Raw genomic sequence first — 9731 nt, forward strand, 5'->3', positions numbered from 1 at the left:
CGGGCGACAACATTCGCATCACGGCGGAACTGATTACGCCGATCGCCATGAACGAGAACCTGCGCTTCGCGGTACGCGAAGGCGGCCGTACGGTCGGCGCGGGCGTCGTCACGAAAATCATCGAATAAGACAAGCAACGATACCCAAGTAGGAAGTGCGAGGCGGCGCCCGTAGCGGGACAGCGCGCTGGAAGGTGGAGAAAGAACGATGGCGGACAGCCAGAAGATTCGAATCAAGCTGAGAGCTTACGATCACCGTTTGCTCGATGCTTCAACGCAAGAGATCGTAGCGGCCGCGCAACGAACCGGGGCCAGTATCAATGGGCCAATTCCTCTGCCGACCGCGATGTCGAAATACACCGTGAATCGGTCGCCGCACATCGATAAGAAATCGCGCGAGCAGTTTGAAGTGCGTACGCACAAGAGGTTGCTCGATATTGTGAACCCGACCGCGCAGACGGTCGACGCGCTCATGCGCCTCGACTTGCCGGCTGGGGTGGACGTGGAGATTAAGCAGTAGAGGGCGCGTAGAGCCGCTACTGCAACGGGGATAACCGAGCAATGCAAACGGGAATTCTAGGCACGAAGCTGGGCATGACCCGAGTCTTCACGGAAGACGGGCGCTGGGTGGACGTGACGGTACTTGAGACCGGTCCGTGCACCGTGGTCCAGCGCAAGACCCAGAAGACCGACGGCTACGATGCCGTTCAGGTCGGGTTTGGGAAGAAGAAAGAATCGCGCTGCGCCAAGCCGGACTTGGGGCACTTCAAGAAGGCGAACGTGGAACCGCAGCAAACGTTGCGGGAGTTCCGCGTCGCACCGGAAGACCCCTTGAAGGCGGGCGATCAGATTAAGGCCGACCTGTTCAAGGTTGGCGACCACGTGGACGTGGCTGGTACGTCGAAAGGGCGCGGGTTTGCCGGTGTGCACAAGCGCCACAACTTCGGCGGCGGTCCGGGCACGCACGGTTCGATGTTCCATCGCCGGCCGGGTTCGATTGGCTCCAGCGCCGACCCGTCGAAGGTAATCAAAGGCCTTCGCGCTCCCGGTCACATGGGCAACGAGCGCGTAACGATTCAGAACCTTGAGATTGTCAAGGTTGACCCAGAGAAGAACCTCCTGGTCGTTCGGGGATGCGTCCCCGGCCCGACGGGCGGATTGGTTGTGGTGAAGAAGTCCGTGAAAGGATCCAACTAGCGATGCCTGCGGCAAAAGTATATCGGATGGATGGGAGTGAGGCCGGTTCGGTCGAGCTCAGCGATGCCGTGTTCGGCGTCGAGATGAACCCCACGATGGTGCATGAAGTCGTCCTGGCATTGCAGGCCGCCAAGCGTCAAGGCAACGCCGAGACCAAGGGCCGCAGCGACGTCAGCGGCGGTGGCAAGAAGCCGTATCGCCAGAAAGGCACCGGCAGCGCCCGTCACGGCAGCACGCGCGAACCGCAGATGCGGCACGGCGGCGTGGTGTGGGGTCCTCACAAGCGCAGTTACCGGCAAAACGTTCCGGTAGCGTTCAAGCGGAAAGCACTCTGCTGCGCCTTGAGCGACCGCGTCCGGAGCGAAAACCTTTGCGTGCTCGACAACCTTCAGGTTGAGACGCCGAAGACGAAGCTGGTCGCGGAGATGGTTGGCAAGTTGTCGCCGGACGGCAAACGGACGCTGGTCGTGACGGCCGAGGCGAATCGCAATGCGGTTCTCTCCGCGCGCAACCTGCCTCGCGTGCAGGTGGCCACGGCGGGAGACCTCAATGCGATGGATGTGTTGGATGCCGGGCGTATCGTAGTCCTTCGGGATGCCGTCGCCAAGCTCGAGGAGCGCCTGAAATCATGAAGACGGATCCGTTCTACATTGTGAAGAAGCCGATTCTGACGGAAGAATCGACGATTCAGACGACGACGAAGAACAAGTACGTGTTCAGCGTAGACCCTCGCGCGAACAAGAATCAGATTCGCGATGCCATCGAGACGATGTTCAAGGTGAAGGTCGTCGATGTGAACACGATGAATTACGACGGCAAACTGCGCCGTCGCGGCCGTTATGTGGGCCGGAAGCCGAATTGGAAGAAGGCTATTGTCACCTTGCGGCAAGGCGACGCCATCGATTTGATGGGTTAACGGACCGGGAGTCGGCAACAGATGGGAATCAAGAAATTTAAGCCGGTGACGCCGTCGATGCGCGGTATGAGCGTGTCGGACTTTGCCGAGATCACGAAAGACACGCCGGAAAAGAATCTGACGTCCGCGAAGCGGCGTATTTCGGGACGCAACAACCTGGGCCGCGTAACGATGCGGCGCAGGGGCGGCGGCCACAAACGGCGCTACCGTATTTTGGACTTCCGTCGCGAGAAGGACGGAATTCCGGGCAAAGTTGAAGCGATCGAGTACGATCCGAACCGCACGGCGCGCATTGCGCTCATCTGCTACGCAGACGGCGAACGCCGCTACATCGTTGCCCCGACCGGTTTGACGGTGGGGATGACGTTGATGAGCGGCGCCGGAGCGGAATTCCAGGTGGGCAATACGCTCCCCCTGAGCAACATTCCGCTCGGTACGGTCGTACACAACGTGGAATTGACGCCCGGCAAGGGCGGCCAGTTGGCCCGCGCGGCGGGTAACGGCTGCCAGTTGCTTGCGAAGGAAGGCACGTATGCGGCCCTTCGCTTGCCGTCGGGCGAAATGCGGCGCGTTCTGCTGACGTGCCGCGCCACCATCGGACAGGTGGGCAATGAAGAGCATTTGAACGTCAGCATCGGTAAGGCAGGCCGGACGCGTTGGCTCGGCAAGCGGCCGAAGGTGCGCGGCGTTGCAATGAACCCGATCGACCACCCGCATGGCGGTGGTGAAGGCAGGACGTCGGGTGGACGTCACCCGGTGACTCCGTGGGGTGTTTCGACAAAAGGCCACAAGACCCGGTCGAAGAAGAAGCGCTCCAACATATTCATTATCCGCAGGCGGAAGTAACGAGCGATAGAGACAGGAGAACGCAACCGTGCCACGGTCAGTGAAAAAAGGCCCATTCATCGACGAGCACCTCATGAAGAAGGTGGAGAAGCACTCGTCCACAGGGGATAAGCGCGTCATCAAGACGTGGTCTCGCCGGTCGACGGTGATTCCGGAGATGGTAGGGCTGACGATAGCGGTTCACAACGGCAACAAGTTCTTGCCGGTGTTCATCACCGAGAACATGGTCGGCCATAAGTTGGGCGAATTCTCGCCGACGCGGACGTTCCGTGCTCACTCGGGTGCGAAGAAAGCCGAGAAGGCCAAGGGGGGTGCTGCGTAATGGCGGTGGCAAGTGCACGCGCAAGTCATCTGCGCATTTCGCCTCGTAAACTGCGGCTCGTTGCCGATCAGATTCGCGGCAAGAAAGTTGTGGAAGCGCGCAACATTCTACTGTTCACGGTGAAGGGCGGCGCACCGCTTCTCTCGACGGTATTGGCGGCGGCCGTTGCCAACGCGGAAAGCAAAGCCGCGGAACGGCGCGAGCGGATCGATACGGACGAGATGATAATCACGAAGCTTTTGGTGAACGGCGGTCCCACGATGCGCAGGTACCGGTCGGCCCCGCGCAGCCGCGGCGTCAAGATTCGTCGTCGTTCGAGCCACATTGAGATGATAATCGCGCACAAGTAAGGCACGAGGCCTGAACGGCGAAACTGCGAGTATAAAAGGAGAGTATCGGTGGGTCAGAAGGTACATCCGCTGGGGTTCCGGCTAGGCGTGATTCGGACGTGGAGTTCGATTTGGTACGCCGGGCGCAACTATGCCGAGTTGCTTCACGAGGACCTGAAACTGCGGGACTACATCAAGAAGCGCCTTTACCACACCGGCGTCGCCCGAGTCGACATCGAGCGGGCGGGCCGAAAGGCGAAAGTTCACATTTACACGGCGCGCCCCGGGTTGGTGATCGGGCAGCGCGGAGCCGAGGTGGACAAACTGCGCTTCGAGCTTGAGAAGCTGACCGGCCGGGAACTCCTCATCAACATCCACGAGGTGATGAGCCCCGAATTGAACGCCCAGCTCGTCGCCGAAGGCATTGCGTCGCAACTGGAACGCCGCGTTTCGTTCCGCCGCGCGATGAAGAAATCGGTGCAGAACACGATGCGCCTGGGCGCGCGCGGGATTCGTCTTCGCGTTGCGGGCCGTTTGAACGGCGCTGAAATTGCGCGACAGGAACAAGCGCGCGAAGGCAGCGTGCCCCTGCATACGCTTCGCGCCGATGTGGACTATGGATTTGCCACGGCATTCACCACGTACGGGACGATTGGGGTGAAATGCTGGATTTATCACAACGACATCGAGCGTGGCGGGCGTGTGGCGAGCCCGGCCGAAGCTCGTGGCATTCAGGCACGACGGGACCGCGAACGTCCGTCGCGAACCTCGAATTCGTAACGGAGGAGAGCAGCATCCATGTTGATGCCGAAACGAGTAAAGCACCGTAAGCAGCATCGCGGCCGCCGCACCGGCAATAGCAAGGGCGGCACGGCGGTAGACTTCGGCGAATACGGTTTGAAGTCGATGGCGGACGGCTGGATTACGGCGCGCCAGATTGAAGCGGCCCGTATCGCGCTGACCCGCCATGTGAAACGCGGCGGAAAGATTTGGATTCGGGTATTCCCGGACAAGCCCATCACCAAGAAGCCGGCCGAAACCCGCATGGGTAAAGGTAAAGGGGCTCCGGAAGAATGGGTAGCGGTCATCAAGCCGGGCCGCGTGATGTTCGAGTTGGAAGGCGTGACGGAAGAATTGGCGCGCGAGGCGGTCCGGTTGGCAGGGCAGAAGTTGCCCATCGCCACGAAGTTCGTCAAGCGCGTATAGCCCGGGAGACTCAGCGGTGAAGGCGAGCGAACTACGAGAAATGAAGAAAGAAGATCTGGAGCAGAAGCTTCGCGATCGCAGCGAAGCGTTGCGTAACTTCCATTTCCAGATGGCAACGGGCGCCGTCGACAATGTCCGTGGGGCTCGAACGGCCCGCCGGGATGTGGCTCGAATCAAGACAATCATGCGGGAGCGTGAGCTGGCCGCCAAGAAAGAGGCGAAGAAGTGATCATGCAGGAACACGGCGCGGGAAAAGAGCGAGTTGGCGTGGTGACCAGCACCGCCATGGACAAGACCATTACGGTCGCGGTCGAGCGTGTGGTGCAGCATCGCCTCTACAAGAAGAGCAGTAAGCAGACCAAGAAGTTTAAAGCGCACGATAAAGACAATTCGTGCAAAGTCGGGGATTTGGTGCGCATCCGTGAGACCCGCCCGCTCAGCAAGACCAAGCGCTGGCGGCTGGTCGAAATCGTGAAGCGGGCCGACTAAGCGCGTGGAAGGGTTGGCGTCATGATTCAGATTTACAGCAATCTCGAAGTGGCCGACAACACCGGCGCGCGCCGGCTCCGTTGCATCCAGGTGATGGGTGGAACGAGACGCCGCTACGGTCACGTTGGCGATATCATCACGGCGTCGGTGCGCGAAGCGCTGCCGAACTCGGGGGTGAAAAAGGGCGATGTGGTGAAGGCCGTCATCGTTCGCACGAAGCAGGATACGCAGCGGCCGGACGGAACCACGATTCGGTTCGATTCGAACGCGGCGGTGATCATTAACCCGAACAACGAACCGCGTGGGACCCGCATTTTCGGACCGGTGCCGCGCGAACTTCGCGAAAAAGGCTTCATGCGGATCATTTCGCTGGCGCCGGAAGTCGTATAGAGGGGCGCGACCATGAACATTCGTAAAGGCGATACCGTGGTGGTTATCACGGGCAAATATAAGGGCCGCCGGGGCCGCGTGCTTCGCGTCCTGACGAAGACGAACCGGGTAGTTGTGGAAGGCGTACAGATGATCAAGCGCCACACCCGTCCGTCGTCGCGAAATCAGCAGGGTGGCATTGTCGAACGCGAAGCGCCGATTCACGCATCCAACGTGATGGCCTGGTGCGAGACCGCCGGCAAGCCCTCGAAAGTAGTTGTGAAGCGTTTGGAAGACGGATCCCGGGTTCGCGTCTACAAGGTGAACGGCGAGACCCTGAACGATTAAGTTGACAATAGAGGCTATTTTGGCGCGATCCCGTACGAAACACGAGTGAAGCGGGACGCTCCAAAGCGAGAGGAATAACCGTGGCCGCTAGACTTCATGAGTTTTACCAGAAGACAGTCCATCCTGCGATGCTGAAGAAGTTCAGCTATTCGAGCCCCATGCAGGTGCCGCGACTGGAGAAGATCGTTATCAACATGGGCGTAGGCGATGCCCAAAGCGATGCGCGCTTGCTGGAGAGCGCGATTGCCGAGCTGACCCAGATCTCCGGGCAGAAGCCGTGCATTCGCAAGGCGCGCAAATCGATCGCCAGCTTCAAAGTACGCGAAGGCGCGACGGTCGGCTGCATGGTGACGTTGCGCGGCCAACGCATGTACGAATTCATGGACCGGTTGTTGAACATCGCGATCCCGCGTATCCGCGACTTTCGCGGAGTGTCGCCGCGCGCGTTCGACAAGTTCGGGAACTATACGCTGGGACTCAAGGAACAGACGATTTTCCCGGAAGTGAACATGGACTCGGTCACGCGGGTACGCGGCATGAACGTGACCTTTGTGCTGAAGAGAGCCGCAACGCAAGAAGAGAGCCGCGAATTGCTGCGGCACTTTGGATTCCCGTTCCGGACCTAACGTGAAACGAGCAGAGGCCTGGGTGGCCTCAGGAGAGAACCGTGGCGAAGAAGTCGTTGATCGTAAAGAGCTCGCGCAAGCCGAAATTTCAGGTGCGGGCGTACCACCGCTGCAAACTGTGCGGACGCCCCCGTTCGTATATGCGCAAGTTCGGTATTTGCCGCATATGTTTCCGGAAACTGGCGCTCGAAGGTCAGTTGCCGGGTGTGACGAAGTCGAGTTGGTAAGCGCGGGAACCGGCGGGAACACGAGAAGGAAATTAGATCCATGTCGATGAGCGACCCGATAGCGGACATGCTGACGCGGATGCGCAACGCCCTTCAAGGGAAACAGGCGCGGGTAGATATCCCTGCGTCGACGTTGAAAGAACGCGTATGCGCCGTGTTGAAGCAAGAAGGCTATATCGAAGAATACAAGCTCGTGGAAGGCGAGCACCAGGGCGTTCTCCAGGTGACGCTGAAATACGAGCCGAACCGCAAACCGGTGATTCAGGGTATCAAGCGCGTGAGCAAACCCAGCCTGCGCGTGTATGTGCAGTGCGACGATATTCGGCCGGTGCGCAGTGGATTGGGCATCTCCATCATGAGCACGTCGAAAGGCGTGATGACGGGGAAAGAAGCCCGGCACAACAAGCTCGGCGGAGAAGTTCTCTGCGAGGTTTGGTAAGCAACTCGCGAGAACCACGAAAGGAACGGGAACGGTGTCTAGAATTGGAAAACTTCCGGTCGTCATTCCGGCTGGCGTGAAGTGCGAGCTGAGTGGAACGCGACTTAAGGTGACGGGACCGAAGGGCAGCCTCGAACGCGATTTGAGCGGCGAAGTGTCCGTAGCGATAGACGGGTCGCAGATCGCGGTGACGCGTCCGTCCAACGAACCTCGCATTCGGGCGTTGCACGGGCTTACCCGTGCGCTGATTCAGAACATGGTGACGGGCGTCACGGCAGGGTACGCGCGCGTGCTGCAGATCACGGGCGTAGGCTACCGTGCGGCCATGCAGGGCAATGCTCTTGCGCTTTCGTTGGGATACAGCCACCCGATAACCGTGGAGCCGCCTAAGGGAATTACGTTCTCCGTGGACGGAACCCAGACCATAAAGATTGAAGGTATTGACAAAGAACAAGTCGGCCAAGTGGCGGCAGACGTGCGCAAGTGGCGCAAGCCCGAACCGTATAAAGGCAAGGGAATTCGCTACGAGAACGAACGCATTCGTCGCAAGGTCGGTAAGGCCGGCGGCAAGTAGTCGCAGCGCAGGTACGGCAGGAGCACCTTAGAGATGGAAAGGCATTTCCGTAAACAGTACAAGCTTGAACGCCGGCGTAACCGCGTGCGCAAGAAAGTGTCCGGCACGTCCGAGATGCCGCGGCTTACAGTTCGCCGCTCGCTAAAGCACATTTACGCGCAGATCGTCGACGATACGGCTGGCAAGACCTTGACCAGCGAATCGTCGGTGGCGTTGAAGATCACGGGCGGCAACGTGGACGCCGCCAAGGCCGTAGGCAAAGCGATCGCCGAAAAGGCGTTGAGCGCCTCGATAAAGAAGGTGTGCTTTGACCGTAACGGTCGACTGTTCCATGGCCGCATCAAGGCGTTGGCCGACGCGGCTCGCGAAGCTGGATTAGAGTTCTAGGCGACGACGGCAACACCGCCAACTAAAGGCATTGAGGAGAATCAGGCTTGAGCACGGCGCAGGGCAAACGGGAAGGGCGCTCCGAACGGCGACCCAAAGCGGAACAGCAGGAATCGTCTCTTATCGAGTCGGTCGTGAAGATCTACCGCGTGGCGAAAGTCGTCAAGGGCGGTCGTAACTTCCGCTTCAGCGCGATAGTGGTGGTTGGCGATGGCAAAGGCCACGTCGGCGCCGCGATGGGCAAAGCGCGGGAAGTGCCTGATGCTATCCGCAAGGCGATTGACCGGGCAAAGCGCAACATGATCACCGTGCCGGTGGTCAGCACGACCGTGCCGCACGAAGTGCACGGCCGCTCCGGGTCGGCAGTCGTTTTGTTGAAGCCGGCTTCTCTGGGTACAGGTGTAGTAGCAGGTGGACCGGTTCGCGCCGTGGTTGAAGCGGCGGGAATTCAGAATATTCTCACAAAGTCGCTCGGTTCGAACAACGCCACGAACGTGGTGTGGGCGACGATGGATGGACTCCGGCAGCTCAAGACCGCCGAAGAAATCGCCACGTTGCGGAATCTGCCGGTAGCGTCGGTGCTCTAAGGGGGAAGGCGTAGGGTAGCGGCGAAACCGCTCCACCCTAGACGAGGAACATATCATGGACTTAAGCAGACTGAAATCGAGCCCAGGAGCACGCAAGACGCGTAAGCGCGTTGGACGCGGCCCAGGATCCGGCCTTGGCAAGACCTCGGGAAAAGGCCACAAAGGACAGCGCGCCCGTTCCGGTGGTACGAAGCGGCCGGGATTTGAAGGGGGCCAGACCACCCTCAGCCGCCGGTTGCCGAAGCGCGGGTTCTATCACGAGAATCGCATTCCCTCGACCATCGTCAACGTGGACACCTTGGGCAAGGTTTTCGACGACGGCGCCGAGGTGTCGCCCGAATCGCTCGAGGCGAAGGGCCTTGCCGATCCCAAGAAGGGCGTCATCAAGATTCTTGGGCGCGGCGAGCTCAACAAGAAACTCAAGGTTGTGGCCGGGCGCGTGAGCCTGGGCGCACGCCAGAAGATTGAAGCCGCCGGCGGAACTGTCGAGATCATCGCCGTCGCGGCCCCGCGCAAGCGCGCCGCTGCAGCAAAGCCGAAGTCAGAAGCGAAGGAGGCCTAGTCTGTGAATCAGGCGTTCGAAGCCTTACGGAACGCATTTCGCATTCCCGAACTGCGCCAGCGTATTACGTTCACGCTGATCATGCTGGCGGTGTATCGGTTGGGTGCGCACGTGCCTACTCCCGGTGTAAACAGCGACGCCCTTCGCGAGGCTTTGGAAGGCGCTCAAGGCGGTCTGTTGGGATTCTACGACATGTTCACGGGCGGCGCCTTCGAACGGGCGACGATTTTTGCCCTCGGCATCATGCCGTATATCAGCGCGTCCATTATTATCCAGCTTCTGGTCGTCGTAGTGCCTGCTCTGGAGAA

22 protein-coding genes are annotated in these 9731 nt (G+C 59.9%); all 22 read left to right on the forward strand.

Annotated elements, in window-relative coordinates; translation table 11 throughout:
* Positions 1–128 (forward strand): elongation factor Tu (tuf, locus tag K1Y02_22565; protein ID MBX7259163.1); only part of this gene is annotated, 128 nt, incomplete at its 5' end.
* A 79-nt stretch (positions 129–207) separates the two neighbouring features.
* On the forward strand, positions 208–519 hold the full coding sequence (rpsJ, locus tag K1Y02_22570) for a 30S ribosomal protein S10 (protein ID MBX7259164.1): 312 nt from the start codon (positions 208–210) through the stop codon (positions 517–519).
* A 41-nt stretch (positions 520–560) separates the two neighbouring features.
* Positions 561–1196: a 50S ribosomal protein L3 gene (rplC, locus tag K1Y02_22575; protein ID MBX7259165.1), complete on the forward strand. Its 636-nt coding sequence runs from the start codon at positions 561–563 to the stop codon at positions 1194–1196.
* Positions 1197–1198: 2 nt separating this feature from the next.
* Entirely contained in the window at positions 1199–1828 is a 630-nt protein-coding gene (gene rplD, locus K1Y02_22580; GenBank protein MBX7259166.1) for a 50S ribosomal protein L4, read from the forward strand.
* Positions 1825–2112 carry a 50S ribosomal protein L23 gene (rplW, locus tag K1Y02_22585; protein MBX7259167.1) on the forward strand — a complete coding sequence of 96 codons (288 nt, stop codon included), beginning with the start codon at positions 1825–1827 and terminating at the stop codon, positions 2110–2112. Before rplD ends, rplW begins: the two co-directional genes overlap by 4 nt.
* A 21-nt stretch (positions 2113–2133) precedes the next feature.
* Entirely contained in the window at positions 2134–2958 is an 825-nt protein-coding gene (rplB, locus tag K1Y02_22590; GenBank protein ID MBX7259168.1) for a 50S ribosomal protein L2, read from the forward strand.
* Between the two features lie 28 nt (positions 2959–2986).
* Positions 2987–3280, forward strand: coding sequence for a 30S ribosomal protein S19 (gene rpsS, locus K1Y02_22595; GenBank protein MBX7259169.1), 294 nt, complete (start codon positions 2987–2989; stop codon positions 3278–3280).
* Positions 3280–3630: a 50S ribosomal protein L22 gene (gene rplV, locus K1Y02_22600; GenBank protein MBX7259170.1), complete on the forward strand. Its 351-nt coding sequence runs from the start codon at positions 3280–3282 to the stop codon at positions 3628–3630. Before rpsS ends, rplV begins: the two co-directional genes overlap by 1 nt.
* A 48-nt stretch (positions 3631–3678) precedes the next feature.
* The gene (rpsC, locus tag K1Y02_22605; GenBank protein ID MBX7259171.1) at positions 3679–4389 is read left to right on the forward strand and encodes a 30S ribosomal protein S3; all 711 of its coding nucleotides are present in this window, start codon (positions 3679–3681) and stop codon (positions 4387–4389) included.
* A gap of 18 nt (positions 4390–4407) precedes the next feature.
* Positions 4408–4815: a 50S ribosomal protein L16 gene (gene rplP / locus K1Y02_22610; protein MBX7259172.1), complete on the forward strand. Its 408-nt coding sequence runs from the start codon at positions 4408–4410 to the stop codon at positions 4813–4815.
* Between the two features lie 40 nt (positions 4816–4855).
* Positions 4856–5044 (forward strand): 50S ribosomal protein L29, encoded by a 189-nt coding sequence (gene rpmC, locus K1Y02_22615; protein ID MBX7259173.1) that lies wholly within the window; start codon positions 4856–4858, stop codon positions 5042–5044.
* A gap of 2 nt (positions 5045–5046) precedes the next feature.
* Entirely contained in the window at positions 5047–5304 is a 258-nt protein-coding gene (rpsQ, locus tag K1Y02_22620; protein MBX7259174.1) for a 30S ribosomal protein S17, read from the forward strand.
* A 21-nt stretch (positions 5305–5325) separates the two neighbouring features.
* Entirely contained in the window at positions 5326–5694 is a 369-nt protein-coding gene (gene rplN, locus K1Y02_22625) for a 50S ribosomal protein L14 (protein ID MBX7259175.1), read from the forward strand.
* A gap of 12 nt (positions 5695–5706) precedes the next feature.
* Positions 5707–6021 carry a 50S ribosomal protein L24 gene (gene rplX, locus K1Y02_22630; GenBank protein ID MBX7259176.1) on the forward strand — a complete coding sequence of 105 codons (315 nt, stop codon included), beginning with the start codon at positions 5707–5709 and terminating at the stop codon, positions 6019–6021.
* 80 nt (positions 6022–6101) lie between these two features.
* On the forward strand, positions 6102–6647 hold the full coding sequence (gene rplE / locus K1Y02_22635) for a 50S ribosomal protein L5 (protein ID MBX7259177.1): 546 nt from the start codon (positions 6102–6104) through the stop codon (positions 6645–6647).
* Positions 6648–6688: 41 nt separating this feature from the next.
* Positions 6689–6874 carry a type Z 30S ribosomal protein S14 gene (locus K1Y02_22640; protein MBX7259178.1) on the forward strand — a complete coding sequence of 62 codons (186 nt, stop codon included), beginning with the start codon at positions 6689–6691 and terminating at the stop codon, positions 6872–6874.
* A 40-nt stretch (positions 6875–6914) separates the two neighbouring features.
* A complete protein-coding gene (rpsH, locus tag K1Y02_22645) occupies positions 6915–7313 on the forward strand; it encodes a 30S ribosomal protein S8 (protein MBX7259179.1) in 399 nt (132 codons plus the stop codon).
* Between the two features lie 34 nt (positions 7314–7347).
* Complete coding sequence (rplF, locus tag K1Y02_22650) at positions 7348–7887, forward strand: 50S ribosomal protein L6 (GenBank protein MBX7259180.1); 540 nt, start codon at positions 7348–7350, stop codon at positions 7885–7887.
* A 33-nt stretch (positions 7888–7920) separates the two neighbouring features.
* The gene (gene rplR, locus K1Y02_22655; GenBank protein ID MBX7259181.1) at positions 7921–8274 is read left to right on the forward strand and encodes a 50S ribosomal protein L18; all 354 of its coding nucleotides are present in this window, start codon (positions 7921–7923) and stop codon (positions 8272–8274) included.
* A 47-nt stretch (positions 8275–8321) separates the two neighbouring features.
* Entirely contained in the window at positions 8322–8861 is a 540-nt protein-coding gene (rpsE, locus tag K1Y02_22660) for a 30S ribosomal protein S5 (protein MBX7259182.1), read from the forward strand.
* A 55-nt stretch (positions 8862–8916) separates the two neighbouring features.
* Positions 8917–9423 carry a 50S ribosomal protein L15 gene (rplO, locus tag K1Y02_22665; protein ID MBX7259183.1) on the forward strand — a complete coding sequence of 169 codons (507 nt, stop codon included), beginning with the start codon at positions 8917–8919 and terminating at the stop codon, positions 9421–9423.
* An 81-nt stretch (positions 9424–9504) separates the two neighbouring features.
* Positions 9505–9731, forward strand: a 227-nt coding sequence (locus K1Y02_22670; GenBank protein ID MBX7259184.1) for a preprotein translocase subunit SecY, incomplete at its 3' end; no start/stop codon positions are given.

The sequence above is a fragment of the Candidatus Hydrogenedentota bacterium genome (assembly GCA_019695095.1).
Taxonomy (GTDB): Bacteria; Hydrogenedentota; Hydrogenedentia; order Hydrogenedentales; family SLHB01; genus JAIBAQ01.

Bases quoted from the DNA above. Each gene is read 5' to 3' on its own strand.
- rplP (MBX7259172.1), top strand. From the start codon at position 4,408: ATGTTGATGCCGAAACGAGTAAAGCACCGTAAGCAGCATCGCGGCCGC.
- rpsJ (MBX7259164.1), top strand. From the start codon at position 208: ATGGCGGACAGCCAGAAGATTCGAATCAAGCTGAGAGCTTACGATCAC.
- rpsQ (MBX7259174.1), top strand. From the start codon at position 5,047: ATGCAGGAACACGGCGCGGGAAAAGAGCGAGTTGGCGTGGTGACCAGC.
- rplC (MBX7259165.1), top strand. From the start codon at position 561: ATGCAAACGGGAATTCTAGGCACGAAGCTGGGCATGACCCGAGTCTTC.
- rplN (MBX7259175.1), top strand. From the start codon at position 5,326: ATGATTCAGATTTACAGCAATCTCGAAGTGGCCGACAACACCGGCGCG.
- rplR (MBX7259181.1), top strand. From the start codon at position 7,921: ATGGAAAGGCATTTCCGTAAACAGTACAAGCTTGAACGCCGGCGTAAC.
- rplD (MBX7259166.1), top strand. From the start codon at position 1,199: ATGCCTGCGGCAAAAGTATATCGGATGGATGGGAGTGAGGCCGGTTCG.
- rplB (MBX7259168.1), top strand. From the start codon at position 2,134: ATGGGAATCAAGAAATTTAAGCCGGTGACGCCGTCGATGCGCGGTATG.
- rpmC (MBX7259173.1), top strand. From the start codon at position 4,856: ATGAAGAAAGAAGATCTGGAGCAGAAGCTTCGCGATCGCAGCGAAGCG.
- rpsH (MBX7259179.1), top strand. From the start codon at position 6,915: ATGTCGATGAGCGACCCGATAGCGGACATGCTGACGCGGATGCGCAAC.
- rplO (MBX7259183.1), top strand. From the start codon at position 8,917: ATGGACTTAAGCAGACTGAAATCGAGCCCAGGAGCACGCAAGACGCGT.
- rplX (MBX7259176.1), top strand. From the start codon at position 5,707: ATGAACATTCGTAAAGGCGATACCGTGGTGGTTATCACGGGCAAATAT.
- rplW (MBX7259167.1), top strand. From the start codon at position 1,825: ATGAAGACGGATCCGTTCTACATTGTGAAGAAGCCGATTCTGACGGAA.
- rplV (MBX7259170.1), top strand. From the start codon at position 3,280: ATGGCGGTGGCAAGTGCACGCGCAAGTCATCTGCGCATTTCGCCTCGT.